Annotated in this window: 27 protein-coding genes and 1 riboswitch; of the genes, 11 read left to right on the forward strand and 16 right to left on the reverse strand. The window is 71.4% G+C overall.

The window, feature by feature from the left end; genetic code table 11:
- Window positions 1–28: 28 nt before the first annotated feature.
- Window positions 29–793, forward strand: coding sequence for a L,D-transpeptidase family protein (locus AB0N90_RS19815; RefSeq protein ID WP_365198267.1), 765 nt, complete (start codon window positions 29–31; stop codon window positions 791–793).
- Window positions 794–1031: 238 nt separating this feature from the next.
- Here the strand turns inward: AB0N90_RS19815 and AB0N90_RS19820 are convergent, their stop codons facing one another.
- The 9 genes from AB0N90_RS19820 to AB0N90_RS19860 form a co-directional block, all read right to left on the reverse strand.
- Complete coding sequence (locus AB0N90_RS19820; RefSeq protein WP_365198270.1) at window positions 1032–2282, reverse strand: hypothetical protein; 1251 nt, start codon at window positions 2280–2282, stop codon at window positions 1032–1034.
- Window positions 2282–3004 carry an RNA polymerase sigma factor gene (locus AB0N90_RS19825; RefSeq protein WP_361676322.1) on the reverse strand — a complete coding sequence of 241 codons (723 nt, stop codon included), beginning with the start codon at window positions 3002–3004 and terminating at the stop codon, window positions 2282–2284. The genes AB0N90_RS19820 and AB0N90_RS19825 overlap by 1 nt, the downstream gene beginning before the upstream one ends.
- Before the next feature lie 282 nt (window positions 3005–3286).
- Window positions 3287–3415 (reverse strand): hypothetical protein, encoded by a 129-nt coding sequence (locus AB0N90_RS19830; protein WP_365198272.1) that lies wholly within the window; start codon window positions 3413–3415, stop codon window positions 3287–3289.
- Between the two features lie 184 nt (window positions 3416–3599).
- A complete protein-coding gene (locus tag AB0N90_RS19835) occupies window positions 3600–3830 on the reverse strand; it encodes a hypothetical protein (RefSeq protein WP_365198274.1) in 231 nt (76 codons plus the stop codon).
- A 30-nt stretch (window positions 3831–3860) separates the two neighbouring features.
- A complete protein-coding gene (locus AB0N90_RS19840) occupies window positions 3861–4481 on the reverse strand; it encodes an RNA polymerase sigma factor (RefSeq protein WP_365198588.1) in 621 nt (206 codons plus the stop codon).
- A gap of 152 nt (window positions 4482–4633) precedes the next feature.
- On the reverse strand, window positions 4634–5059 hold the full coding sequence (locus tag AB0N90_RS19845) for a hypothetical protein (protein ID WP_361676334.1): 426 nt from the start codon (window positions 5057–5059) through the stop codon (window positions 4634–4636).
- Between the two features lie 118 nt (window positions 5060–5177).
- Window positions 5178–5750: a hypothetical protein gene (locus AB0N90_RS19850; RefSeq protein ID WP_365198277.1), complete on the reverse strand. Its 573-nt coding sequence runs from the start codon at window positions 5748–5750 to the stop codon at window positions 5178–5180.
- Between the two features lie 91 nt (window positions 5751–5841).
- Entirely contained in the window at window positions 5842–6558 is a 717-nt protein-coding gene (locus tag AB0N90_RS19855) for a DUF4328 domain-containing protein (protein ID WP_365198280.1), read from the reverse strand.
- A gap of 158 nt (window positions 6559–6716) precedes the next feature.
- On the reverse strand, window positions 6717–8297 hold the full coding sequence (locus AB0N90_RS19860; protein WP_365198591.1) for a glycoside hydrolase family 20 protein: 1581 nt from the start codon (window positions 8295–8297) through the stop codon (window positions 6717–6719).
- A gap of 208 nt (window positions 8298–8505) precedes the next feature.
- On the opposite strand from AB0N90_RS19860, the gene AB0N90_RS19865 reads away from it, so the two are divergent.
- The 8 genes from AB0N90_RS19865 to AB0N90_RS19900 all read left to right on the forward strand — a co-directional run bounded on the left by AB0N90_RS19865 (window position 8506) and on the right by AB0N90_RS19900 (window position 14556).
- Window positions 8506–9054, forward strand: coding sequence for a 2-oxo-4-hydroxy-4-carboxy-5-ureidoimidazoline decarboxylase (locus AB0N90_RS19865; RefSeq protein ID WP_365198282.1), 549 nt, complete (start codon window positions 8506–8508; stop codon window positions 9052–9054).
- Window positions 9055–9246: 192 nt separating this feature from the next.
- Entirely contained in the window at window positions 9247–9627 is a 381-nt protein-coding gene (sdhC, locus tag AB0N90_RS19870) for a succinate dehydrogenase, cytochrome b556 subunit (RefSeq protein WP_078967379.1), read from the forward strand.
- A gap of 5 nt (window positions 9628–9632) precedes the next feature.
- Window positions 9633–10115 (forward strand): succinate dehydrogenase hydrophobic membrane anchor subunit, encoded by a 483-nt coding sequence (locus AB0N90_RS19875; protein WP_086806628.1) that lies wholly within the window; start codon window positions 9633–9635, stop codon window positions 10113–10115.
- 19 nt (window positions 10116–10134) lie between these two features.
- Complete coding sequence (gene sdhA, locus AB0N90_RS19880; protein WP_361676347.1) at window positions 10135–11889, forward strand: succinate dehydrogenase flavoprotein subunit; 1755 nt, start codon at window positions 10135–10137, stop codon at window positions 11887–11889.
- Window positions 11889–12668, forward strand: coding sequence for a succinate dehydrogenase iron-sulfur subunit (locus tag AB0N90_RS19885; protein WP_037656031.1), 780 nt, complete (start codon window positions 11889–11891; stop codon window positions 12666–12668). The genes sdhA and AB0N90_RS19885 overlap by 1 nt, the downstream gene beginning before the upstream one ends.
- A 96-nt stretch (window positions 12669–12764) precedes the next feature.
- The gene (locus tag AB0N90_RS19890) at window positions 12765–13280 is read left to right on the forward strand and encodes a hypothetical protein (protein WP_365198287.1); all 516 of its coding nucleotides are present in this window, start codon (window positions 12765–12767) and stop codon (window positions 13278–13280) included.
- A 63-nt stretch (window positions 13281–13343) separates the two neighbouring features.
- Complete coding sequence (locus AB0N90_RS19895) at window positions 13344–13754, forward strand: VOC family protein (protein WP_162134596.1); 411 nt, start codon at window positions 13344–13346, stop codon at window positions 13752–13754.
- Between the two features lie 37 nt (window positions 13755–13791).
- Window positions 13792–14556 (forward strand): TetR family transcriptional regulator, encoded by a 765-nt coding sequence (locus AB0N90_RS19900; protein ID WP_365198290.1) that lies wholly within the window; start codon window positions 13792–13794, stop codon window positions 14554–14556.
- A 49-nt stretch (window positions 14557–14605) separates the two neighbouring features.
- Here AB0N90_RS19900 and AB0N90_RS19905 read toward each other — a convergent pair whose 3' ends face one another.
- Both AB0N90_RS19905 and AB0N90_RS19910 read right to left on the reverse strand, forming a co-directional pair.
- Window positions 14606–16150, reverse strand: coding sequence for an ABC transporter substrate-binding protein (locus AB0N90_RS19905; protein WP_361676357.1), 1545 nt, complete (start codon window positions 16148–16150; stop codon window positions 14606–14608).
- 227 nt (window positions 16151–16377) lie between these two features.
- On the reverse strand, window positions 16378–16626 hold the full coding sequence (locus tag AB0N90_RS19910) for a hypothetical protein (RefSeq protein ID WP_361676360.1): 249 nt from the start codon (window positions 16624–16626) through the stop codon (window positions 16378–16380).
- A gap of 79 nt (window positions 16627–16705) precedes the next feature.
- On the opposite strand from AB0N90_RS19910, the gene AB0N90_RS19915 reads away from it, so the two are divergent.
- On the forward strand, window positions 16706–17929 hold the full coding sequence (locus AB0N90_RS19915) for a D-alanyl-D-alanine carboxypeptidase (protein WP_365198294.1): 1224 nt from the start codon (window positions 16706–16708) through the stop codon (window positions 17927–17929).
- Here AB0N90_RS19915 and AB0N90_RS19920 read toward each other — a convergent pair.
- Entirely contained in the window at window positions 17877–18788 is a 912-nt protein-coding gene (locus tag AB0N90_RS19920; protein ID WP_365198297.1) for a YihY/virulence factor BrkB family protein, read from the reverse strand. The two genes, AB0N90_RS19915 and AB0N90_RS19920, sit on opposite strands and share 53 nt — an antisense overlap.
- 161 nt (window positions 18789–18949) lie before the next feature.
- On the opposite strand from AB0N90_RS19920, the gene AB0N90_RS19925 reads away from it, so the two are divergent.
- Window positions 18950–19705 carry a decaprenylphospho-beta-D-erythro-pentofuranosid-2-ulose 2-reductase gene (locus AB0N90_RS19925; RefSeq protein WP_365198593.1) on the forward strand — a complete coding sequence of 252 codons (756 nt, stop codon included), beginning with the start codon at window positions 18950–18952 and terminating at the stop codon, window positions 19703–19705.
- A gap of 38 nt (window positions 19706–19743) precedes the next feature.
- Here the strand turns inward: AB0N90_RS19925 and AB0N90_RS19930 are convergent, their stop codons facing one another.
- From AB0N90_RS19930 to AB0N90_RS19945, 4 genes are all read right to left on the reverse strand, one after another.
- The gene (locus AB0N90_RS19930; protein WP_365198300.1) at window positions 19744–20328 is read right to left on the reverse strand and encodes a 2'-5' RNA ligase family protein; all 585 of its coding nucleotides are present in this window, start codon (window positions 20326–20328) and stop codon (window positions 19744–19746) included.
- Window positions 20329–20578: 250 nt separating this feature from the next.
- Complete coding sequence (gene trpS, locus AB0N90_RS19935) at window positions 20579–21604, reverse strand: tryptophan--tRNA ligase (RefSeq protein ID WP_365198302.1); 1026 nt, start codon at window positions 21602–21604, stop codon at window positions 20579–20581.
- A 106-nt stretch (window positions 21605–21710) separates the two neighbouring features.
- Window positions 21711–23159 carry a glycine hydroxymethyltransferase gene (locus tag AB0N90_RS19940; RefSeq protein ID WP_365198305.1) on the reverse strand — a complete coding sequence of 483 codons (1449 nt, stop codon included), beginning with the start codon at window positions 23157–23159 and terminating at the stop codon, window positions 21711–21713.
- A gap of 33 nt (window positions 23160–23192) precedes the next feature.
- Window positions 23193–23281: riboswitch (ZMP/ZTP riboswitch) on the reverse strand.
- A 72-nt stretch (window positions 23282–23353) separates the two neighbouring features.
- Window positions 23354–24538, reverse strand: coding sequence for a glutathionylspermidine synthase family protein (locus AB0N90_RS19945; RefSeq protein ID WP_365198308.1), 1185 nt, complete (start codon window positions 24536–24538; stop codon window positions 23354–23356).
- Window positions 24539–24546: the final 8 nt, after the last annotated feature.

The raw sequence follows: 24546 nt of genomic DNA on the forward strand, positions 1-24546 counted from the left end.
CGGGGGTCACGTGGGGAAGCATCCAGGGATGAGGACCAGGGGCAGGGCCCGCGCCGCGCTCGGAGTTCTCGCCGCCCTCGTCGCGCTGTGCGGATGCACCGTGCAGCCGCTGGGCGCGGACGGCCGGCCGCTGGGCGGGGGCCCGCTGTCCACGGGGAACGCGGGGGTGCCGTGGCGGCCGGGCGACACCGGATCGGGCGTACGGGAACTCCAGGCGCGGCTGCGGCAGCTGGACTGGCTGTTCGACGGACCCACGGGTTCGTACGACGATCTCACCGAGCGGGCCGTACGGGGCTTCCAGGGCAAGCGCGGGCTGCCGGTCACCGGTGTCACGGACGCCGTGACCTGGCGGCGGCTGGTGGCGATGACCCGGCCGCCGGGCAAGTGGGAGCTGTATCTGATGGGCGGCCAGCCCGCCGCCGCGCCCGATCCGCGCTGTCTGACGGGCCGGGCGCTGTGCATCAGCAAGACCAGCCGGACGCTGCGCTGGATGGTCGACGGGCGGACCGTCACCGAGACGGCCGTGCGCTTCGGCACGCTGCGCAGCCCGACCCGCGAGGGCACCTTCCACGTGTACTGGAAGTCCCGCCACCATGTGTCGACCCTGTACGACTCGCCGATGCCGTACGCGATGTTCTTCAGCGGCGGCGAGGCGGTGCACTACTCGTACGACTTCGCGGCGCGCGGCTACGCCGGGGGTTCGCACGGGTGCGTGAACGTACGGGACGAGGGGGCGATCGCCGAGGTGTTCGCGGAGGTGCGGGTGGGCGACAAGGTCGTCGTGTACCGGTGAGGCCGGGGGCCGAACTTCTGGACTTTGGGGCGCGGGCGGGACCGGGGGAACATGTCCCGCCCGCGCCAGGTGCACGAGCCGTGGGTACGGGGGGAACCCCGGCTCAGTGCTACGGCCGATGACCAGTCGGCTCACTCAGTACTGCGTCGAGGGATCCAAAAGTGTCACACCCTGCGCGGAAAAACTTTCGCGACGTCTGAAAGTGCCAGGTCAGAGGGGTGTGGGCGATCAAGATTGATCAGCGGGTGGAGGTGGGCGCCGACTGCGGGGCGGTGCCGGACGCGGACCTGCCGTGGCCGCGCGGGGCGTGCGGCGGAGCGTGCGAGGGGGTGTGCCGGGGGGCGTGCGGCGGCGCGGGTGCCGGGGCGGCGGGGCCGCGATGCCGCAGGCGCACCTTGCCGAAGGTGTCGCCGCCGCCATGGCCGTTTCCGCTGCCCTTGCCGTGGCCCATGCCGGGGTGGCTCTCGTCGTCGCCGCCCTTTCCGTCACCGCCCTGCCCGTTGCCGCCCTGGCCCGAGCCCCTGCCCCGGCTCTGCCCCTGGCCCTGGTCCGAGCCCTGGCCGCCGTGGTCGCGGCCCTCGCGGCCCTTGCCCTGGGCGGGGTTTCCGGCGAGGTGGTCGCCCGCGGCCAGCACGAGCTTGCAGTACTGGGTGAGCCGGGCGGAGCCGCCCGCGAGGTTCTCCAGGGCGCGTCGGCGGTCGGCGTTCAGTCCGGTGCCGGAGCGCAGGTCGCGGCAGGCGGTGAGCGCTCCGTTCCAGCGGCCGCCGCCCGGGTCGGTGGAGGTGCCGGGGTGAGCGCTCGTACCCGTACGGCCGTCCGGCGCACCGGCGTGCTCGGAGCCGTCGTCCGGTCCCGGGTCCGCGCCGCCCCCGGGGACCTGGAGGCCGCCGGACGCCTGCGGGGTGGCCGAGGCGGGCGGGTGGGCGGAGTTGTCCGCGGTGGCGGTGACGGCGGGGGCCGGCTTCTCCACGTCGAACGGCGTGGGCAGTACTCCGCCTGCGGCCATGGCGACCCCGCCGAGGGTACCGGCGGCCACCACCGCGGCCAGCGCGAGCCGCACCGGGCGGGCCCAGCGGGGGCGGCGGGCGACGGCGCCGACACGGGCGGGGGCGCCGGTCCGGACGGGGGCGCCGGTCCGGACGGGGGCGCCGATACGGACGAGCCCCGCGTCATGGCCGCGGGCACCCGCGCCGGATCCGTGCGCGCTCGCGCCGACCGCGCCGGTCCGGTGGCCGGGAGCGGCCGCGGCGAGCGCGGCCGTGCGCTCGTCGGCGGCGGCCTCGCGGGCCTTGCGGAACGCGGCCAGGGCGGCCTGCTCACCGGGGAGTTCGAAGGCGACCGGGGCCGCCTGCGCGGACAGCGCGTCGAGCACCCGGGAAAGGCGTTCGGCCTGGTCACGGGCGGCGGGGTCGACGGCTTCCAGGGGCTCCCCGTCCAACAGGCGTTCCGCCGTCTCCGGGTTGAGCCACTTGTCCTGCTCGTCGGCCATCACATGTCCTTCTGCGTCCGCGCACGCGTATGCGTCACAGTGGCGGACGTCACCGCGGGTCCACGCGGTTCTCGCTCGGGGTCTGGCCGGTTCGCTCGCCCCGATCCGGGCCGGGGGGTCTGCTCGGGGTCCCGCTGGGGTGGCAGCGCGTCGAGGACGCCCGCCGTCTCCGGGTCGTCGCCGAGCAGTTCGGCGAGCCGTTTCAGGCCGCGGTGCGCGGCGGTGCGGACGGCGCCCGCGCGTTTGCCGAGGGTCTCGGCGGCGGTCTTGGCGTCGAGGCCGACGACCACGCGCAGGACGACCGCCTCGGCCTGGTCCTGCGGGAGCCGGGCGATGAGGGAGAGGGTGCTGCCGGTGGTGAGCGCCTCGATGGCCTCACCCGCGGTGTCGGACTCGGCGGCGCGGCCGGTCAGTTCGGTCTCGTCGCCGCCGATCGCGGGGCGGCGGCCGCGCATCCGGATGTGGTCCAGGGCCCGGTTGCGGGCGATCCGGGCGGCCCAGCCGCGGAACCGGTCGGCGTCCCCGCTGAACCGGTCGAGGTCGCGGGCGATCTGCAGCCAGGCCTCGGAGGCCACGTCCTCGGCGTCGGGATCGCCGACGAGCGTGCGCACGTACCCGAGCAGCCGTGGATGCACCGCGCGGTACACCGCACGGAACGCACTCTCGTCGCCGTCCTGTGCCGCACGCACCGCGGCGGTCAGCTCCGCGTCGTCCCCCAGCACCGCACTCCCTTTACGCCTGTCTTCTGGTCGGCGCGAATGGCACGTTACGGCCTGAAACCTTGCCCCGTCCATGTCCGTAGAAGATGCAACTAACTCGTGACCGGGTGCGGGTATGCGCAGGGTGAGCACCGGGTGAGGACGGAACGCGCCCGAGGTGTGACAGAAAACGCACCCACGGCGCTGTAGAGAGTACGGGTCGCCCAGCGGCCCTCAGAGCGACGGTCGGGGCCTCTCCTGTGGGGGGTGGCGGCCCCGGCCGTTGCCCTTGGCGCCGGGCCCGGGTCACCTCGTGACGGTGGCCATGTGGCCCCCGACGACGACAGCCACCGTGAGGAAGACCACCACGAGGCGGGCGGTCCAGTTGTCCTTCTCGATGGCCGTCCGGATCGTCCGCCAGAACTCTCGCCCCATCGCAACCCCTTGCGTCGTACGGACGTGCGGGAGACGTGACCAGTCGGGTGACTCGATACTGCGCCGCGACCTCGAAAAGCGTCACACCCGCGACGAGCGGCGGCCGCACGCGGGAGAAGCGGCCCGGAGTCCGTGCCTTCGGCCACGTGGGGCGCGATGCCACCCGGGGTGAGGGAGGCCAGGGTCAGCGCGGCGCCGCCCGGGTGGGGGCGGGGCGCCAGTCGTCGCGGGGGCGTGTGTGGGGGACGCGGCCGGATGCGTGGGCGGTGCGGAAGGCGGCCAGGGCGCGGCGTTCGGCCTCGGGGTCGGGGGTGTAGGCGCGCAGGGCCGTGCCGAGGTGGGACTCGATGTCGGGCGTCGCGGCGCGCCCGGTGCCCCGTCGGTCGCCGTCGCGTTCACCCATGTCCGATTCCATGTCCGATTCCGTCCTCGTCCCCCGTGCCGTTCACTTCGACTCCCCCGGCGTGCCGGGGCCCTCATCCGGCATGCCCGGGTCGGGTGCCAGGGTGCGGGCGAGGCGTCTGAGGCCGCGGTGCGCGGCGGTACGGACCGCGCCGGGGCGCTTGCCGAGGACGCGTGCGGCGGCGGGGCCGTCGAGGCCGACGACCACCCGGAGCAGCACGGCCTCCGCCTGGTCCCGGGGCAGGGAGCGCACCAGTGCGAGGGCGCGCGCGGTGGACAGCGACTCCAGGGCCTGCTCATGCGTGCTGTGCGGGGCCGCCCGGTCCAGCGCGTCCTGGTCGAGCGCGGTGGTACGGGGCCGGGTGCGGCGGCGGCGCAGATGGTCCAGGGCGCGATGGCGGGCGATGGTCGCGGTCCAGCCGCGGAAGCCCGCGCCGTCACCGGTGAACCGGCCGAGATCCCGCGCTATCTCCAGCCAGGCGTCGGCGGCCACGTCCTCCGCGTCCTCGCCGACCAGCCCGCGCAGATAGCCGATCAGGCCGGGCTGCACGATCCGGTAGGCCACCGCGAAGGCGCTCTCGTCGCCGTCCTGGGCCCGCGCGACGGCCGCGCCCAGCTCCGTATCCCGCGGCCGCCGGCTGCGGGGCTGCCCTCCCTGGCCCAAGACCGTCCTCGTCGTGCCGAGTTCATGGCCACCGGCGCGTCCCGCACGGTGCGACACGCTCCGGCCGTGTCCTTCGCCCTCCACGGTCATCAGCGTCCGCCCTGACAGAAGTGTCACAGCGAACGGCCCGTCAGACACCGGCCGCCGCGCGCTCAGGCGTCCGCCGTCGCGTCCCTGCACAGCAACCGCAGCGAACCATGGCCAAGGAAGGCGCGCCGGGCCTCCTCGACGGGGTCCCAGAGCCGGCCGTCGGGGGTGCGCACCCAGTGTTCGCCGCCGGTCGCCCACCACTCGGCGCCGGTGCGGCGGACGACCACCTCACCGGCGTACGCGCCGAAGCCCCGCAGCACGCCGGCGACCGCCTCGATGGGCGCCCCCTCGCGTCGTATCTCCTCGATCATGCGGTCCACGCGCCACAGGCTCTGCGCCGAGTAGTCGAGCCGCACCCGGGCGCCCTCGCGCATGGTCGCGACCGCGTCCGCCGCCCAGCGCACGGGCTTCGCGGCGGCGTGGGGCCTGGTCTCCTGCGCGGCCGTCCCGTCCGGGGCGGTCGCGGCAGCGGTCGTATCGGCCGTCACATGGGCCGTCACATGGGCGTTCACATAAGGAAGAGCGAGCGGGGCGGAGCTTTCGTCACCCTCCGAGGAACCGTTTCGCCAACCGTCGCAGGACCACCCCACCGCCGCCGCACGACCGTCACACCCCGCTCTCCGCACTCCCGCGCGCCCGCCGCGAGACCACCGCGCGCAGCACCCGGCGGCCCTCGCCCGACACATCGAGGGCGCGGCGCAGGCCCTGCTTGCCGTGGCCTTCGAGGAGTTCGAGCACGGTGATCTGGCGGCGCAGCTCGGCGGCGACGAGCGGCGGCGGGTCCTCGGTCCCGGCCGGGTCCGGGGCGCCCTCGGCCGCGGGGTCGAGCAGCCGGTGGACGCGCAGCGAGACCGCGGAACAGGACTCGGCCCAGGGCCGTACCGCCTCGGCGGTGCGCTCGGCCGGGGCCGTGTCCAGCATGTGCGCGACGAGCCGCACCGCCTCCGCGTGCTCGTCCCCGCCCTCCCCCGCCGCCTCTTCCCCGCCGAGGCCGAGGAGCGCGCCCCGCGCCTTCTCCAGGGGAGCGCTCCAGTCCGATCCGTCGGCGAGGCTCCCCCACAGCGGGCGCAGCAGTTCCTCGTCGCCGTCGAGCAGCGGCAGGCACCGATCCAAACAGGCCAATCCGCCGGCGGCGAGCCCCCGTTCGTCGGCCCGCGCGATCCGTTCCTCAAGGCTCATGAAGCCTCCCTGGTCTGGGCGCCGACCGGTACGGAGCCCGCACTTCCCCTTACTGCGTGCAACCGAGCGGAAGTGTCACAGCGGTCGAGTTTCAGCCAAAGGCGGGCAGCACGGCGGGGCCCGCGAGAATCCTGGCCCGCTGCATCCGGGTCAGATGGACGACGACCACGGCGGCGAGGATCGCGGCCGCGGCGTCCAGCGCGTCGGAGAACAGCATCAGCCGTGCGGCGTCGGCGAGTTGATCGGGGCCGTGGGCGTCGTCGTACTGCCGGGAGGCGGCCCGGCCCACGAGGAGGCTGATGATCCACAGCGTCCACCAGGCGTTGACCGGAGTGGTCCGCACCCGGGCGCCCGGCAGGGCACTGGCCGTCCAGACGTCCACGACGACCCGGCGCGGCAGCCACAGGTTGCCGATCGGCACGAACCAGCCCCCGATGGCCCAGCCGCGCTTCATGCGGTGCCCGTGCGGTTCGAACACCTCGGCGTTCGTCCGCACCCGCCACAGCCAGCACAGATAGACGGCGATCGTGGCCACCAGGACGACCCCCTGGGTGATGCTCGCCGCGTTGTAGAGGGTGTCGGCGTGGTGGGCCCGGCGGACCAGGCCCTCGTCGACGCCGCCGAGCAGGTCCTGGGCGACGCTCGCCTGCGTCTGGTCCGCGAAGCAGGCGAACAGGTCGGCGGCGACGACCAGCCCCAGCAGGACGGCCGCGGCCAGGCCGAGCCCGGCGGGCGAGCGCGGCGGGGCGCCGGGCGGCGGCGCCAGGGGCGGTGCGGGCTGGGGCGGGACGGGCATGGGCGTGGCCATGGTGCGGAGATTCCCCCGAGGTGAGAAACGGCGACCGACGGCCCGCGTACGACATGCACGCGGCCCGCCGGAAAGGTGAACATCGGAAGATACGTCCGATGATCACCTCACGTCCACAGAAATGACACAGCTCCGCCGGAGATCAGCCCAGCCGGGGCTCAGCCCAGCCGGTCCGCCAGGGACTTGAAGTCCGTCCAGGACAGGGCGGGCGTGCCCGGGTCCCACAGCTTCTGGACGGTGGCCCGCAGCGGCATCCGGATGCCGGCCGCGACCTGGTCCGGCGTCTGCGCATCGGGGAGGTCGCCCCACACCGCGAAGATGCCGCCGAGGATCTGATCGTCGTACCGCGCCGGGACGGCGGTGGTGCCGCGCACCACCCGCGGGTTCCACTGCTCGTAGATCCGCTGCCCGGTCGGGTAGACGAAGGTCTGCGGCTGGCCGAGGACGTAGTAGAGGAACTCGTCGTTGTAGTTGATGAGTTTGCGGCCGGCGCTCAGATAGTCCTGCGGCGGCCGGGCGCCGATCTCCTTGCCGGTCCAGTAGGCGACCTGGAGATCGTCCGCGGGCCGCACGGCGGTGGCGCTGCGGTAGAAGCCGTCGTTCCAGGCGCGCATGGTCCTGCCGTGGGCGCGGACGGTGGCGGCGCGGTCGTTGAGCCACTGGGTGGTGAGGTCGGCGACATTGCCGTTCGCGCCGAACTTCTGCCGGGCGGCCGCGGCCAGCTGCGGATAGGCGGTCTGGGGGTTGCTCGCCATCAGCGCCTGGTACTCGTCGCCGCCGAGGTTCCACTGATCGCCGGTGAACAGCCCCGCGTACTCGTTCAAAAGGTCGTCGATCAGCTCGGCCGAGCCGGGCTTGGAGATGTCGATCGCGCCCTTGGTCACCACGCCGTTGCCGTTGCGCAGCTTGAGGTCCGGGTGGGCGGCGAGGACCGCGCCCAGGTGTCCGGGCGAGTCGAGTTCCGGCACGACGGTGATGTGCCGGCTGTTCGCCAGCGCCACGATGCGCTTGACCTGCGCCTTGGTGAGATGGTCCGGGGAGACGATCTCCGGGTGGGTGCTGGACTCGATCCGGAAGGCCTGGTCGTCGGAGAAGTGCAGCCCCAGCTCGTTGTACTTCAGGTCCCCCAGCTCCCGTATCCGGTCCTCTATCCAGGACTCGGAGTACGGTTTGCGCGCGATGTCCAGCATGAAGCCGCGCACCGGCTTGGCCGGCTCGTCGCGCACGACGCCCTCCGGTGCCGTACCGCCCCCGTGGACCTCCTGCTTCAGGGTCCGGGTGCCGTAGAAGACCCCGGCCTGGCCCGGCCCGCTGATGTCGACCCGGCCGCCCCGGACGGTCATGGTGTACGACTCCTGGTCGTCGCCGCCCCCGCCGCCCCCGCCGCCCAGCGACAGCCGCAGATCACCCGCCCTGGTGTCGTCCTTCTGCCCCGCGTAGCTCATCCCCAGCTCGCCGGCTATCAGCCTGCCCTCGTCGGCGAGGCCCGCGTCGGCGATCACCACGCGGTCGCCGGGCCGCGGCCGCCAGCCGGGCCCGCGCGCCGGGGTGTGCGAGCGGACCGCCGGGATCGTCTGCGGCGCCTTGGACATCGGGTACGACCGGGTGGGCGAGGGATTCGTCTCGGCGACGGTCGCCTGCCCGGCGGAGCCCTGGTCACCGCCACCGCCCGACGAGGCCCACACCCCGATGCCCGTCCCGAGGGCGACGGTCCCGGCCACCGCGGCGGCCACCGCCATCCGTTTCCGCTTCACCTGTTGCGCCGACGCCCGGCGCCTGTGCTGGGTCACTCGCCCAACGTAAGGCCCCTCGCCACTCGAACGGTCACCCGAGCGTGCGCAAACTCTCCCGTCCGGGTGAATTTCAGGCAGCAGGCGGACACAGAGTTACCACTCTCGATAACCTGACGACACATCTTTCACAGCACTCCCCTGCCACACACGACCTGTGACGCGAGGACCCACGCTGCCCGTTTACCACCCCCCACAGCTGCCCCGGCCCCTCGACGCCTTCAACGCGGTGTGCGCCACCGAGGCCCGGGCCCTCCTCCTGCGCTGCCTGCACAGCCCGCGCTGGTCCCACCGCGTCGCGGCCCACCGCCCCTACCCCGATCTGGACGCCCTCCTGGCCGCGGCGGACGAGGCGGCGTACGACCTCTCTCCCGCCGACATCTCCGAGGCCCTCTCCCACGAGTCGCTGCCGCGGCTGCCGGAGGACACATACTCGGCCGCGCACATGGCCCTGGACGCGGCACATGCGGCATACGAGGCGCGGTTCGGACATGTGTTCGTCATCTATCTGGGGGACACGGTGCCGGGCGAGACCGCCGACCGCGTCCTGGAAGCCATCCGGTCACGATCGGCGAACGATCCCGACGAGGAACGCGCGATAGCCGCGGACGAGCTCCGCCGCCTCGCAAGGGGCCGACTGGGCACATATCTGAGGGGTGCGGGGAGCTGTGCGACCAGCCCGAACGCGCCCACACCCGGGCGATAACGGGACATACCACCCTCTTGTCCGCCCGCCGCTAGCCCAACCGCGTGCCAGTTTGATCACACAGGTAGGCCCCCCGTAAGCCTCGCCCCGCCACACGGATACCATGCTGGGGGCCGGTGGACCGTACCCGGCCGGGCCCGACCGACAGTGAAGCCGGCGCGGCCCTAATCCCCGCTCCCGGAGGGTTCTTCCGTGCCGGCTGGAACGCTGTACCGCGGCCGGGAAGGAATGTGGTCCTGGGTGGCTCACCGAGTCACCGGCGTCCTCATCTTCTTCTTCCTGTTCGTACACGTGCTGGACACCGCTCTCGTGCGTGTCTCCCCCGAGGCCTACGACAAGGTCGTGGCCACGTACAAGACGCCGATCGTCGCGCTGCTGGAGTACGGCCTCGTCGCCGCAATCCTCTTCCACGCGCTCAACGGTCTGCGCGTCATCGCCGTCGACTTCTGGTCGAAGGGCCCGCGCTACCAGAAGCAGATGTTCTGGACCGTGATGGGTGTCTGGGTCGTGCTCATGCTCGGCGCGATCTACCCCGTGCTCGGCCACGCCGCTCGTGTTCTGTTCGGGAGCTGACGCCGATGTCTACCACTGAGACCACCGCCTCCGGGGTCGGCCCCGTCGAGGGTGCCGCCGTCTACAACGTGGACAACCCGGCCCCGCTGATCGAGGCGCCGCGCAGGCGGACCAAGAAGACCCCGAAGTCCACCCGCGGCAACTTCGAGCTGGCGGCGTGGCTGTTCATGCGCCTGTCCGGCATCGTGCTGGTCGTCCTCGTCATCGGCCACCTGGTCATCCAGCTGGTCCTGGACGGCGGCGTCTCCAAGGTCGGCTTCGCCTTCGTCGCCGGCCGCTGGGCCTCCCCCTGGTGGCAGATCTGGGACCTGGCCATGCTGTGGCTCGCGATGCTGCACGGCGCCAACGGCCTGCGCACGGTCATCAACGACTACGCCGAGCGGGCCGCGTCCCGCATGTGGCTGAAGGCCCTGCTGTACACCGCCACGGTGTGGACCATCCTGCTGGGCACGCTGGTGATCTTCACCTTCGACCCGAACATCCGCTAGGCACGGGGCTGCGAGAATCATGAAGATCCACAAGTACGACACCGTCATCGTCGGCGCCGGTGGCGCGGGCATGCGTGCCGCCATCGAGGCGACGAAGCGCAGCCGCACCGCGGTCCTGACCAAGCTCTACCCCACCCGCTCCCACACGGGCGCCGCGCAGGGCGGTATGGCCGCCGCGCTCGCCAACGTGGAGGAGGACAACTGGGAGTGGCACACCTTCGACACGATCAAGGGCGGCGACTACCTGGTCGACCAGGACGCCGCCGAGATCCTGGCGAAGGAGGCCATCGACGCGGTCCTCGACCTGGAGAAGATGGGCCTGCCGTTCAACCGGACGCCCAAGGGTGAGATCGACCAGCGCCGCTTCGGCGGTCACTCCCGCAACCACGGCGAGGCCCCGGTCCGCCGTGCCTGCTACGCGGCCGACCGCACCGGCCACATGATCCTCCAGACGCTGTACCAGAACTGCGTCAAGGAGGGCGTGGAGTTCTTCAACGAGTTCTACGTCCTGGACCAGCTGATCGTCGAGGTCGACGGGGTCAAGAAGTCCGCCGGTGTCGTGGCCTACGAGCTGGCGACCGGCGAGATCCACGTCTTCCAGGCGAAGTCGGTCATCTACGCGTCCGGCGGCACCGGCAAGTTCTTCCGGGTGACCTCCAACGCGCACACCCTGACCGGTGACGGCCAGGCCGCCTGCTACCGCCGGGGTCTGCCGCTGGAGGACATGGAGTTCTTCCAGTTCCACCCGACCGGCATCTGGCGCATGGGCATCCTGCTCACCGAGGGTGCCCGCGGTGAGGGCGGCATCCTGCGCAACAAGGACGGCGAGCGCTTCATGGAGAAGTACGCTCCCGTCATGAAGGACCTGGCGTCCCGTGACGTCGTGTCCCGCTCCATCTACACGGAGATCCGCGAGGGCCGCGGCTGCGGTCCCGAGGGCGACCACGTGTACCTGGACCTCACCCACCTGCCGCCGGAGCAGCTGGACGCCAAGCTCCCGGACATCACCGAGTTCGCGCGCACCTACCTCGGTATCGAGCCGTACACGGACCCGATCCCGATCCAGCCGACCGCGCACTACGCGATGGGTGGCATCCCGACCAACGTCGAGGGTGAGGTCCTGGCGGACAACACCACCGTCGTGCCGGGTCTGTACGCGGCCGGCGAGGTCGCCTGCGTGTCGGTGCACGGCGCCAACCGCCTGGGCACCAACTCGCTGCTCGACATCAACGTCTTCGGGCGCCGCGCGGGCATCGCCGCCGCCGAGTACTCCCACACGGCCGAGTTCATCGAGCTGCCGGAGAACCCGGAGAGCCTGGTCATCGAGCAGATCGAGCGACTGCGCAACTCCACCGGCAACGAGCGGGTGGCCACGCTGCGCCGCGAGCTGCAGGAGACCATGGACGCCAACGTCATGGTGTTCCGTACCGAGCAGACGATCAAGACTGCGGTCGAGAAGATCGCCGAGCTGCGCGAGCGCTACAAGAACGTGTCCATCCAGGACAAGGGCAAGCGGTTCAACACGGACCTCCTGGAGGCCATCGAGCTGGGCAACCTGCTCGACCTGGCCGAGGTCATGGCCACGTCGGCCCTGGCCCGCAAGGAGTCCCGCGGCGGTCACTACCGCGAGGACTACCCGAACCGCGACGACGTCAACTTCATGCGCCACACCATGGCGTACCGCGAGGTGGGCGACGACGGCACCGAGTCCATCCGTCTCGACTACAAGCCGGTCGTCCAGACCCGCTACCAGCCGATGGAGCGTAAGTACTGATGGCTACCCCTGTTCTGGACAAGGCGGACGCGGCCGGCCAGCCCGAGCCCGGCTTCGCCGACTCCCCCTACATCACGGTCACCTTCCGGATCCGCCGGTTCAACCCGGAGGTCTCGGCGGAGGCCGTCTGGGAAGACTTCCAGCTGGAGATCGACCCGAAGGAGCGTGTCCTCGACGGTCTCCACAAGATCAAGTGGGACATCGACGGCACCCTCACGTTCCGCCGCTCCTGCGCGCACGGCATCTGCGGTTCGGACGCCATGCGGATCAACGGCAAGAACCGTCTTGCCTGCAAGACGCTGATCAAGGACATCAACCCCGAGAAGCCGATCACGGTCGAGCCCATCAAGGGCCTGACGGTCCTCAAGGACCTGGTCGTGGACATGGAGCCGTTCTTCCAGGCGTACCGGGACGTCATGCCGTTCCTGATCACCAAGGAGACGAACGAGCCGACGCGCGAGCGTCTGCAGTCCGCCGAGGACCGGGCGCGCTTCGACGACACCACCAAGTGCATCCTGTGCGCCGCGTGCACGTCCTCCTGCCCGGTGTTCTGGAACGACGGCCAGTACTTCGGCCCGGCCGCGATCGTCAACGCCCACCGCTTCATCTTCGACTCGCGTGACGAGGCCGGGGAGCAGCGTCTGGAGGTGCTGAACGACCGTGACGGCGTGTGGCGCTGCCGTACGACCTTCAACTGCACCGACGCGTGCCCGCGTGGCATCGAGGTCACCAAGGCGATCCAGGAAGTCAAGCGGGCGCTGATCACCCGCCGCTACTGACGCGACGACTGGCACAATACGAGGGCCGTTCCCCCGTTCGGGGGAACGGCCCTCGTATCTTGTCCACGCCTTTCACGACCTACCGGGGGCACCAGCGTGACCGAGCAGAACCCGTACCAGAGCGGCGCCGGCGACTGGGGCCCCGGTCATCCGCCCGGTCCGTCGGACACACCGCCGCCGGGGTACGGGTACCCCGCCGCGGGTGCGCCCGCGCAGGGGTACGGCTTTCCGCAGCCGCCGACCGCGGGCGCGCTGCCGATGGGCGGCGCGCCCCTGCTCTCCATCGGTGACATCACGGTGATGGGCGATCAGATCATCACGCCGGCCGGTCAGCTGCCGCTGCGCGGTGCGGTCTGGAACGTGACGGACATGTCGCGCACCGAGGAGAAGATACCGACGCACGCGATCGTCCTCGCGGTCGTGTTCGCCCTGCTCTGCCTGCTCGGGCTGCTCTTCCTGCTGATGAAGGAGAAGCGGACCACGGGCTACATCCAGGTCACCGTGACCAGCGGGGGACGGCACCACCAGACGATGGTGCCGGCGTTCGGTCCGGAGACGTTCCCGGCGATCATGGGGCAGGTCAACTACGCCCGCTCGCTGAGCAGCATGTGACGCACGCGAGCCGACGGCCCGGCAATCACGGGATCCCGGCGGCCCGCGCTCTAATCTGACGACATGTCAGACGAAGAGTCGTACGAACTGCTCGGGTTCGACAACGTGCTGCTCCCCGTCGGGGACCTCGCGGAGGCCGTCGGGTTCTACGAGCGGGCCGGGTTCGGGGTGGGGTTCCGGTTCGACGAGGCCGGGATCGCGCTGCTCACGGCGGGCAAGGAGACACCGGGGATCCTGCTGCGGGTGGAGGAGGCGCTGGGCCATCGCAGTCCGCCGTGGCCCTCGCCGCGCCTGTGGCTGGAGGTGCCGGACGCGCGGGCGGCGGCGCGGCGGCTGTCCGCGGTGGGCATCGAGCCGGTGGACGAGGTCTTCCAGACGGCGACCGGCTGGACGGTGGAGATCGCGGACCCCTGGGGCAATGTGCTCGGCCTGACGGACTACACCCGGCGTCCGGAGCTGGGGCGCAGAGGCTGAGCCGAGCGCGCGGACGGCACTCGTTAGGCTTCGTGGCGTGCCCGTGAACAACGACGGTCCCGAGGCGGCCGGTACCCCCAGCAGCAAGTCCGAGCAGACCCGTGCGCTGATCCTGGAGACGGCCCTGCGGCTGTTCCGGGAGCGGGGGTACGACAAGACCACCATGCGGGCGATCGCCCAGGAGGCGGGCGTCTCCGTCGGCAACGCGTACTACTACTTCGAGGGCAAGGAACACCTGATCCAGGGCTTCTACGACCGGATCGCGGCCGAACACCGGCTGGCGGTGCGGGGGATCCTGGAGCGGGAGACGGACCTGGAGACGCGGCTCGCGGGCGTCCTCACCACCTGGCTGGACCTCGCGCGGCCGTATCACGAGTTCGCGGTGCAGTTCTTCAAGAACGCCGCCGATCCGGACAGCCCGCTGAGCCCCTTCTCGCAGGAGAGCGAGCACGCGCGCGAGCAGGCGATCCAGGTGCACCGGGAGGTGCTGGCCGGCTCCAAGGCCAAGGTCCCGGCGGAACTCCGTGACGTACTGCCGGAGTTGATGTGGCTGGCCCAGATGGGCCTCGTCATGTACTGGATCTTCGACCGCACCGAGAACCGCGAACGCAGCTACCGCCTGGCCCGCCGCGGCGCCCGCCTCACCGCCCGCGGCGTCACCCTCTCCCGCTTCCGCGTCCTGCGCCCCCTGGTCCTGGAGGTCCACGAACTGTTCACGGACTTCCTGCCGGGCATGACGAGACTGCTGCCGACACCGAGCCCGGCCACGAGCCCGGCTCCGGGCGCGGAGCCCCGGGACTGAACGACGCGGGGCCGCCCCCTTCCGGGGACGGCCCGCGCTGCGTCCTGGGTCAGATCCAGTCCAGCCGCCACAGGCGGTACACGCCCGTGCCGTCCATCAGGTACTGGCCGCCGCCCACGTCCTCCGTGGTGACCGTGTACTCCTTGCGCTGCCACAGGGGGACCAGGGGGACGTCCTGGGCGATGGTGGACTGGATCTGCTGGAAGTCGGAGGCGGCCCGGCTCCGGTCGGCGAACTGCTGGCTGTTGCGGATGAGTTGGTCGACCGTCTTGTTGCTGTAGCCGGTGGCCATGGTGGAGCCGGTGCCGACCAGCGGCTGGCCGAAGGTGTCGGCGTCGGGGTAGTCCGCGACCCAGCCGACGGCCCAGGCGTCGAGCTTGCCCGCGGCCATCCGCTCCTGGAAGTCCGTCCACTCGTAGCCCTTGACGTCGACCTTGAACAGGCCGCCCGCCTCCAGCTGCTTCTTCAGCGCCGCGGCCTCCAGCTCACCGGGGCCCTGGCCCTTGCCGTAGGCGAAGGTGAAGCGGACCGGCAGGCTCACCCCGGCCTGGGTGAGCAGCTCGCGCGCCTTCTTGGTGCTCTGCGTCGGGTAGGCGTCGAAGAAGGACGTGGTGTGGCCGGTGATGCCGGTCGGGATCAGGGAGTACAGCGGGTCGACCGTGCCCTGGTAGACCGTGGCCGCCAGCTGCTCCTGGTCGACGAGCCAGGCGACCGCCTGCCGCACCCGTACGTCGTGCAGCGGGGAGCTCGCCCGGGTGTTGAGGTACAGGTTGCGGGTCTCGGACGAGTCGGACTCGGTCACCCGCTCCTTGGGATCGCTCGGGTTCAGCCCGGCGAGCACGTCCGGCGGCAGCGTCCGCGACGCCACGTCGATGTCCTTCGCCTTCCACGCGGCGTTCAGCTTCGCGGAGTCGGTGTAGTAGCGCAGCTCGATCGGGCGGCCGGTGGAGCCCAGATAGCCCTTGTACGTCGGGTTCGGCGCGAGCCGGGCCTGCTGGTCCTTGGTGTAGGAGGTGAGCCGGTAGGGACCGGTGCCGTCGACCGAGGAGTCCTTGCGCAGCGCGTTCGCCGGGTAGGTGTCCCGGTCCACGATCGCGCCCGCGCCGGTGGCGACCTTCAGCGGGAAGGTGGCGTCCGGCTCCGAGAGGTGGAAGGTGACGGTGTGCGCGTTGTCGGCGGTCACCGAGGAGAGGTCGGCGAGCAGCGAGGAGGGGCCGACGTCGGAGTTGATCCGCTTGACCCGGTCGAAGGAGAACTTCACGTCCTCGGCCGTCATCGCCCGCCCGCTGGGGAAGGTGATCCCCGTGCGCAGGGTGCACCGGTAGGTCTTCGTGGCGCTGCCGACGAAGGCGCAGCTCTTGGCCGCGTCCGGCACCGGCTGCACGCCGTCCGGCTCGAAGGTCATCAGTGTCTGGAACACGTTGCTGAACAGGGCCCAGGACCCCGCGTCGTACGCGCCGGCCGGGTCGAGCGAGGTGACCGCGTCCGTGGTTCCGACCGTGATGGTCTTGTTCTTGTTCTCCTGTGACGGCAGCAGTTTCCAGCCGCCGATGCCCACGATCGCCAGCACGAGCAATGTCACAACAATCCGCATGCGAACAGATCGCACGGTGGTGCCCTCCCCAGACCCTTGTGAGGTCCTACCCCTGGTCAGCACAAATCCCGCCACTCCCCTGAGTGACGCGGCTCACCCAATCACACGTGTTTCGGTGTGTGAAGGGCTTTCTGACCAGTTGTGGAAGAACTTGCCCAAGACGTTGTCTCCGCCGGGCGTTCGCCGCGTCTTCACAGCGTCTCCACAGGTGGCTGGGGAGATTCCGGTCACATGGGCGAGGTCTCCCGGCGCAGGGCCCGCAGACCGCGCAACCCGATGCCCCCGATGACCGTCCCCAATACGAAGGAGACGATCGCCAGCACCAGGTGCACCCAGAAATAGGCGGTCGGCCGGCCGTCATGGAAGGCGAGACCGCTGCCGTCCTTGACCAGGTTCTTTACGAAAGTGACCCAGATGAACCAGCTCCACACCCCGAAGGCGAGCAGGAACCAGGAGACCGGGCGGCTGAGTTTCATACCTCCAGTATCCGGGGTGCGCTTTCGCGACAGGGGCTGGGGCGGGTCTTCCCGGTCGGCCACGGGTACGTTCTCGATCGTGCCCGCACCCATGAACACCGCCCGGCGATCCCTGCTGATCAGCGCCGCGACCCTGCTGTCCCTCGCCGTCACCGCGCCTGCCGCCCTCGCCGCCCCGGCCGCCGACAAGACCCCGGCCGCCACGCCTCCGGCCCATATGTCGACGCTCGGCGGCGCCCGGCTCGGCCTGCCCGGCACCCAGGTGAACCTCGCGCCCGGCGTCCCGGTGCTGCCCAAGGATCTGACGGCGCGTTCCTGGATCGTCTCCGACGCGCAGAGCGGCGAGGTGCTGGCCTCGCACAACGCACACTGGGCACTGCCCCCGGCGTCCACGATGAAGATGCTGTTCGCGGACACCCTGCTGCCCCGCTTCCCGCGGACGACGGAGCACAAGGTCGCCGCGAAGGACCTCGCCGGGATGGGCGAGGGCTCCAGCGTGGTCGGCATAAAGCCGGGCAAGACCTACAGCGTGCACGATCTGTGGCTCGGGGTGTTCCTGCGCTCGGGCAACGACGCGGTGCATGTGCTGTCCGCGATGAACGGTGGCGTCGCGCAGACCGTCCAGGACATGCAGCACCACGCGGACGAACTCCAGGCCCTGGACACCCATGTGCTCTCCCCCGACGGCTACGACGAGCCGCACCAGGTGTCCTCGGCGTACGACCTCACCCTGGTCGCCCGCTCCGGGCTCCAGAAGAAGGACTTCCGGGACTACTGCTCCACGGTGAGCGCCGACTTCGGGGGCCAGGAGATCCGCAACACCAACCGGCTGCTCAGCGGTGACACCGATGTGCCGGTCTACCAGGGCATCGCGGGCGTGAAGAACGGCAACACCACGCACGCGGGTGCCACCTTCACCGGGGTCGCCCAGCGCGGCAAGCAGGTGCTGCTCGTCACCGTGATGAACCCGCAGAAGCAGGAGCACAACGAGGTCTACAAGGAGACGGCGAAGCTGTTCGACTGGGGCTTCCAGGCGGCGGGCAAGGTCAAGCCGGTGGGCGAGCTGGTGCCGCCGCGCGGCGCCGCGCAGGCGGGTACGGCACCGAGCGGCTCGCCGCAGGCCTCCGCACCTGCGGGTCAGGCGGGTTCGAAGCCGGTGGCGGCCGCGGCGACCGGCTCGCGCGGGATCGGCACCGCGCTCGCGGTCGCGGGCGGGCTGCTGGTGCTGCTGGCGGGCGGGGTGTTCCTGGTCAACCGCCGGTGGCCGCTGCCGGACCTGATGCGCCGTCGGCCACGGCAGTGACCTTCGCCGTCCCGCCCGGCGTAGCCGTCCAGGCGGCGCAGTACAGGACCAGTTTCGCGGTGAAGTTGATCCACAGCAGCAGCGCCACGGGGACCCCGAACGCGCCGTACATGCTCTTCGCCGCGACCCCCTGGATATAGCCGCTGAGCAGCAGCTTCAGCAGTTCGAAGCCGACCGCGCCGAGCAGCGCCGCGACCACCAGGCGGCGGCGCGGCGGCTCCACCCCGGGCAGCAGGGTCAGCACGTAGAGCAGCACGAGGAAGTCGGCGAGCACGGCGACGGTGAAGGCGGCGGCCCGCAGCAGCGCGGTGCCCCAGCCGTGCTGGGCGAGACCCAGCTGGTCGGAGATCAGGCCGACGGCGGCCGAGGCGAGCGTGGACGCGGCGAGGGTGACCAGCAGGGCGCCGCCGAAGCCGATCAGGATCCCGGCGTCCTTGGCCTTGGCGACCAGCGGGTTCTGCTCCTGGTCCGGCAGCTCCCAGACCACGCGCAGACAGTCCCGCACCTGGCCGACCCAGTTGACGCCGGTGAGCAGCAGCACGGCACCCGCGATGACACCGACGGTGCCCGCGTTGTGGACCAGCGTGGTGATGTCCAGCTGCTGGGAGACGACCCCAGGGAACTGCTCGGCGACCTTGTGCTCGACGGTCTGCTGCCGGGCCGGGCTGAGCGTGGCGGCGGTGATCGCCGCGGCCACGGTGAGCAGCGGGAACAGCGCCACGAAACTGACGAACGTCATCGCCGCCGCCAGCCGGGACCACTTCACCCGGTCGAGCCGCTCGTACGCCCGCCAGGCGTGGGTGGCCGTCAGCCAGATCACCAGCGGCCCGATGACGGGCAGTCTCTTGAGCCAGTCCATGATCCGTCTCTGCCCGGTGTGCGACGTCCCATGTCCGGGTACTCGCGGGGGTTTGCGGAGCCGACGCCCGACCCTCCCACTTTCGAGTGATCTTCAGCCCTACAAGGTGACGTTCATGGACGAAGAGCGCACTTCCGGACGATACGGTCACGGGCATGCCTGTGAAGGACGCTCTCGCCCTGCCCCAGTCCCTGCTCGTCCTCGGCGGCACCTCCGAGATCGGGCTCGCCACCGCCCGCCGGCTGATCACCCGCGGCGCCCGCACCGTATGGCTGGCCGGCCGCCCCTCCCCCGCCCTGGAACAGGCCGCCGAGAGTCTGCGCGCGCTCGGCGCGGACACCCGTACGGTCGACTTCGACGCCCTGGACCCCGCCTCCCACGAGAGCGCGCTCGGCAAGGTCTTCGCCGAGGACGCCGTCGACCTGGTGCTGCTCGCCTTCGGCGTCCTCGGCGACCAGGCCCATGACGAGCGGGCGCCGCTGCGCGCCGTGCACGTCGCCCAGACCAACTACACCGGGGCGGTCTCCGCCGGTCTTGTCGCCGCGAGCGCCCTCCAGGCCCAGGGCCACGGCGCGTTGGTCGTGCTGTCCGCCACCGCCGCCGAACGCGCCCGCCGGGTCGACTTCATCTACGGCTCCAGCAAGGCGGGCCTGGACACCTTCGCCCAGGGCCTCGGCGACGCGCTGTACGGCACGGGGGTGCGGGTGATGGTCGTACGCCCCGGGTTCGTGCGGACGCGGGCGACGGCGGACCGGCCCCGCGAGCCGTTCGCCACCACCCCGGCGGCGGTCGCCACCGCGATCGAACTGGGCCTGCGCCGGGGCGCGGAGACGGTGTGGGTGCCGGGGGTGCTGCGGCTGGTGACGGCCGCGCTGCGGCACGCGCCGCGGGCGCTGTTCCGCAGACTGCCGCTCTAGGCGTTCCGGGCGCGTCGTGAGCGCGTTCCAGGGCGCGCCTAACGGCTGGCGATGGTCCCGTGGCCGATGTCGGCGGGGCTCGCCTGGGGCGGTACGACGGAGCCGCCGAAGGTGTACTCGCGCAGCTTGCGCCACACCCCGTCCGCGCCCTGTTCGTACAGCGCGAACCCGTTGCACGGCCACTCGGCCTCGAAGTCGGCCAGCTCGGCGAAGGCGCGGTCCATCGCCGCGTCCTCGATGCCGTGCGCCACGGTGACATGCGGGTGGTACGGGAACTGGAGCTCGCGCGTGCAGGGCCCGGCGCTCTCCCGGACCCGCTGCTGGAGCCGGCCGCATTCCTCGGCGCCGCGCACCACCCGGACGTAGACCACCGGGGAGACGGGCCGGAAGGTGCCGGTGCCGTGCAGCCGCATCGGGAAGGGGCGGCCGGTGGCAGCCACCTTCACCAGATGGGCCTGTACGGCGGGCAGCGCGGCGCGGTCCACCTCGGTCGGCGGCAGCAGCGTGACATGGGTGGGGATGCCGTAGGCCGCGGCGTCGCCGAAGCCCGCACGCCGCTCCTGGAGCAGGCTGCCGTGAGGCTCCGGAACCGCGATCGACACGCCGATCGTTACGGTCCCCACGTCGTCTCCTGTCGTCGCGTCCGTCGTCTACTGGGCCGACTCGTACGGGCCTTCGGCTTCGACTGTACGGCCATGGGTGTCCTGGGGGCAGGCGCAACGGAAGTGATGTGCAGCGCTCTGCCCACAGGGACGTGCGAACGGTCGTGCGCCTTCGCGCCGGTTCCGTGCCTCCCGGCGCGGGCCGTGCCGTCCGGTGCTCCGGTCAGTGGACCGGCCGGTGCTTCGGCCAGTGCCGGGATCAGTGCTTGGGTCAGTGCTTCGCCGGCAGGAAGCCGACGCGGTCGTACGCCTGCGCGAGGGTCTCGGCGGCGACGGCGCGGGCCTTCTCGGCGCCCTTGGCGAGGATCGAGTCGAGGGTCTCGGCGTCGTCCAGGTACTGCTGGGTGCGTTCCCGGAACGGCGTCACGAACTCGACCATGACCTCGGCGAGGTCGGTCTTGAGCGCGCCGTACATCTTGCCCTCGTACTCCTGCTCCAGCTGGGCGATCGACGTGCCGGTGAGGACGGAGTAGATGGTGAGCAGGTTGGAGACGCCCGGCTTGGCCTCCGCGTCGTAGCGGATGACGGTGTCGGTGTCGGTGACCGCGCTCTTGACCTTCTTGGCGGTGGTCTTCGGGTCGTCCAGGAGGTTGATCAGGCCCTTCGGCGTGGACGCCGACTTGCTCATCTTGATCGACGGGTCCTGGAGGTCGTAGATCTTGGCCGTCTCCTTGAGGATGTACGGCGCCGGGATCGTGAACGTCTGCCCGAAGCGGCCGTTGAAGCGCTCGGCCAGGTCCCGGGTCAGCTCGATGTGCTGGCGCTGGTCCTCGCCGACCGGTACCTGGTTGGCCTGGTACAGCAGGATGTCCGCGACCTGGAGGATCGGGTACGTGAACAGGCCGACCGAGGCACGCTCGGCGCCCTGCTTGGCGGACTTGTCCTTGAACTGGGTCATCCGGCTGGCCTCGCCGAAGCCGGTGAGGCAGTTCATCACCCAGGCCAGCTCGGCGTGCTCGGGCACATGGCTCTGCACGAACAGGGTGCAGCGCTCGGGGTCCAGGCCGGCGGCGAGGAGCTGGGCGGCGGCGAGGCGGGTGTTGGCCCGCAGGTCCTTGGGGTCCTGGGGCACGGTGATCGCGTGCAGGTCGACGACCATGTAGAAGGCGTCGTGGGTCTCCTGGAGGGACACCCACTGGCGTACGGCGCCGAGGTAGTTGCCGAGGTGGAACGAGCCGGCGGTGGGCTGGATACCGGAGAGCACGCGGGGCTTTTCAGCGGGGGCCATGTCGCCCATTCTCTCATCGGCCGGGGGTGGGATCGGCCCGGGAGGCGGGGGTGGTGCGGAGCCGCGTACCGGACGCGGCCCCGCGCCCCTGGGGCATCGCCCCTGACGGCGTTGATCAGCCCAGGTCGACTTCCGGGTAGAGCGGGAAGCCCGCCACCAGGTCGGTGGCGCGCTTGGCGATCTCCTCGGAGACCTTCTCGTCCAGGACGTGGGAGGCCTTGCTGGGGGCGCCGGACTTGGTGGTGCCCGGTTCGGTGGCGGTCAGGACGCGGTCGATCAGGCCCGCCACCTCGTCCATCTCCGCCGTACCGAGGCCCCGGGTGGTCAGGGCGGGGGTGCCGATGCGGATGCCGGAGGTGTACCAGGCGCCGTTGGGGTCGGCCGGGATGGCGTTGCGGTTGGTGACGATGCCGGAGTCGAGCAGGGCGGCCTCGGCCTGGCGGCCGGTGAGGCCGTAGGAGCCGGCGACGTCGATCAGGTTGAGGTGGTTGTCGGTGCCGCCGGTGACGAGGGTCGCGCCCCGGCGCATCAGGCCCTCGGCCAGCGCCCGGGAGTTGTCCACGATGCGCTGCGCGTAGTCCTGGAACGCGGGCTGCCGGGCCTCGGCCAGGGCGACCGCCTTGGCGGCCATGACGTGCGGCAGCGGACCGCCCAGGACCATCGGGCAGCCCCGGTCCACCTGGTCCTTGAGGGAGTCGTCGCACAGCACCATGCCGCCGCGCGGGCCGCGCAGCGACTTGTGGGTGGTGGTGGTGACGATCTGGGCGTGCGGCACCGGGTCGAAGTCGCCGGTGAGGACCTTGCCCGCGACGAGACCGGCGAAGTGGGCCATGTCGACCATGAGGGTCGCGCCGACCTCGTCCGCGATCTCGCGCATGATCCGGAAGTTCACCAGACGGGGGTACGCCGAGTAGCCCGCCACGATGATCAGCGGCTTGAACTCGCGGGCCTGGGCGCGCAGCGCGTCGTAGTCGATCAGGCCGGTCGCGGGGTCGGTGCCGTAGGAGCGCTGGTCGAACATCTTGCCGGAGATGTTCGGGCGGAAGCCGTGGGTGAGGTGGCCGCCCGCGTCCAGGGACATGCCGAGCATCCGCTGGTTGCCGAAGGCCTGGCGCAGCTCGGCCCAGTCCGCCTCGGAGAGGTCGTTGACCTGGCGGGCGCCGGTCTTCTCCAGGAAGGGGACCTCGACGCGGTCGGCGAGTACGGCCCAGAAGGCGACGAGGTTGGCGTCGATGCCGGAGTGCGGCTGGACGTAGGCGTGCCGGGCGCCGAAGAGTTCGCGGGCGTGCTCGGCGGCCAGGGACTCCACGGTGTCGACATTGCGGCAGCCCGCGTAGAAGCGGCGGCCGACGGTGCCCTCGGCGTACTTGTCGCTGAACCAGTTGCCCATCGCGAGGAGGGTCGCCGGGGAGGCGTAGTTCTCGGAGGCGATCAGCTTGAGCATCGCGCGCTGGTCGGTGACCTCCTGGCCGATGGCGTCGGCGACCCGCGGCTCCACGGCGCGGATCACGTCGAGGGCGGCGCGGAAGGCGGTGGACTCGGTGGACAGGTGCTGCTCTGGCATGGGGACCTCCGGACGGGGTGCGTTTCGGCGTTCACGTTCGGCCCAGGCGCACGGCACTGTTTCCAGCAAGGCCGCTCCCCGATGGTCCGTCCCATCCCAGCGCGCCAGTCACGGCCCGTGGCTCAGCGTACCGGCCGGGCCGGAGGGCGGAGATCGGGCGTCCACCATGCGGGCGAGAACACGGACCGCCCGGCTCAGAGGATGACGTGCGGCAGGAAGCGCGCGTATCCGTCGGTGACGGGGCCCGCCGACTCGCGGATGCCGAGGCCCGCGGGCTCGCCGTCGATGACCCAGGTGCCGAGGACGACGTGGTTGCCGTCGAAGGCGGGCAGGGGCGCGAGCTGCTGGTAGCAGCAGGGCTCGGGGTGGACGGCGGGCGGGTGGCCCGGCGGGTGCAGGGTGATGCCCTCGCCCTCGCGGCCCAGGAGGGGCTTGGCGGCGTAGCCGGTGGTGGCGGCGAGCTCGCGGGGGCCGTCGAGATAGGAGGGCAGGAGGTTGGGGTGGCCGGGGTACAGCTCCCACAGGACGGCCAGCAGGGCCTTGTTGCTCAGGAGCATCTTCCAGGCCGGCTCGATCCACAGGGTGCTGCCGGTGCCGCCGCCGTTGTCCAGGGTGTCCAGGACATGGCCGCCGAAGGCGTCGGTGGTGAGCCATTCCCAGGGGTAGAGCTTGAAGAGGGCGCGGATGAACCGGAGCCGGTTGTCCACGAACCGGCCGGAGAGGGTGTCCCAGCCGATCTCCTCCATGGCGAGCCAGTCGGTCGCAAGGCCCGCCTGCTCCGCGGTCTCCTTCAGATAGGCGACCGTCATCAGGTCCTCGCCCAGCTCGTCGGCGGCGGAGTGCGCGAAGTGCAGCAGGCTCCCGGGCGGGAGCAGCGCGGACTGTCTGCGCCAGGACTCCACCAGGCGTTCGTGCAGCGAGTTCCACTGGTCGGCGCCGGGGAAGCGGTCCTCCATCCAGAACCACTGCGGGGAGGCGGCCTCCACCAGGGAGGTGGGGGTGTCGGCGTTGTACTCCAGCAGCTTGGCGGGGCCCGTGCCGTCGTAGCGCAGGTCGAACCGGCCGTAGAAGGAGGGGAGTTCGGCCCGGCGCCGCCAGGACTCGGTGACCGCGGCGGCGACGGCGGGGTCGGTGATGCCGAGGTCGGCGAGGCGGCCCTGATCCACTATGTGGCCGGCCGCCGCCAGGCACATGGCGTGCAGTTCGGCGACCGTCTCCTCCAGCGCCTCGACCTCGGGCAGCGAGAAGACGTAGTACGCGCTCTCGTCCCAGTAGGGGCGCAGGCTCCCGTCGGGGTGGCGGGTGAGCGGGTAGATCAGGCCCTGGTCCTCGACGGTGCGCTGCCAGTCGGGGCGGGGGGTGAGGGTACGGCGTTCCATACGGCGAT

Source organism: Streptomyces sp. NPDC093018 (assembly GCF_040684035.1).
GTDB lineage: Bacteria > Actinomycetota > Actinomycetes > Streptomycetales > Streptomycetaceae > Streptomyces > Streptomyces murinus.

Excerpts from the sequence above, each read along its gene's own strand:
- AB0N90_RS19815 (WP_365198267.1), top strand. The coding sequence starts at position 29 with ATGAGGACCAGGGGCAGGGCCCGCGCCGCGCTCGGAGTTCTCGCCGCC.
- AB0N90_RS19820 (WP_365198270.1), bottom strand. The coding sequence starts at position 2,282 with ATGGCCGACGAGCAGGACAAGTGGCTCAACCCGGAGACGGCGGAACGC.
- AB0N90_RS19830 (WP_365198272.1), bottom strand. The coding sequence starts at position 3,415 with ATGGGGCGAGAGTTCTGGCGGACGATCCGGACGGCCATCGAGAAGGAC.
- AB0N90_RS19835 (WP_365198274.1), bottom strand. The coding sequence starts at position 3,830 with ATGGAATCGGACATGGGTGAACGCGACGGCGACCGACGGGGCACCGGG.
- AB0N90_RS19850 (WP_365198277.1), bottom strand. The coding sequence starts at position 5,750 with ATGAGCCTTGAGGAACGGATCGCGCGGGCCGACGAACGGGGGCTCGCC.
- AB0N90_RS19855 (WP_365198280.1), bottom strand. The coding sequence starts at position 6,558 with ATGGCCACGCCCATGCCCGTCCCGCCCCAGCCCGCACCGCCCCTGGCG.
- AB0N90_RS19860 (WP_365198591.1), bottom strand. The coding sequence starts at position 8,297 with ATGGCGGTGGCCGCCGCGGTGGCCGGGACCGTCGCCCTCGGGACGGGC.
- AB0N90_RS19875 (WP_086806628.1), top strand. The coding sequence starts at position 9,633 with ATGTCTACCACTGAGACCACCGCCTCCGGGGTCGGCCCCGTCGAGGGT.
- sdhA (WP_361676347.1), top strand. The coding sequence starts at position 10,135 with ATGAAGATCCACAAGTACGACACCGTCATCGTCGGCGCCGGTGGCGCG.
- AB0N90_RS19885 (WP_037656031.1), top strand. The coding sequence starts at position 11,889 with ATGGCTACCCCTGTTCTGGACAAGGCGGACGCGGCCGGCCAGCCCGAG.
- AB0N90_RS19895 (WP_162134596.1), top strand. The coding sequence starts at position 13,344 with ATGTCAGACGAAGAGTCGTACGAACTGCTCGGGTTCGACAACGTGCTG.
- AB0N90_RS19905 (WP_361676357.1), bottom strand. The coding sequence starts at position 16,150 with ATGCGGATTGTTGTGACATTGCTCGTGCTGGCGATCGTGGGCATCGGC.
- AB0N90_RS19910 (WP_361676360.1), bottom strand. The coding sequence starts at position 16,626 with ATGAAACTCAGCCGCCCGGTCTCCTGGTTCCTGCTCGCCTTCGGGGTG.
- AB0N90_RS19920 (WP_365198297.1), bottom strand. The coding sequence starts at position 18,788 with ATGGACTGGCTCAAGAGACTGCCCGTCATCGGGCCGCTGGTGATCTGG.
- trpS (WP_365198302.1), bottom strand. The coding sequence starts at position 21,604 with ATGGGCGACATGGCCCCCGCTGAAAAGCCCCGCGTGCTCTCCGGTATC.
- AB0N90_RS19940 (WP_365198305.1), bottom strand. The coding sequence starts at position 23,159 with ATGCCAGAGCAGCACCTGTCCACCGAGTCCACCGCCTTCCGCGCCGCC.
- AB0N90_RS19945 (WP_365198308.1), bottom strand. The coding sequence starts at position 24,538 with ATGGAACGCCGTACCCTCACCCCCCGCCCCGACTGGCAGCGCACCGTC.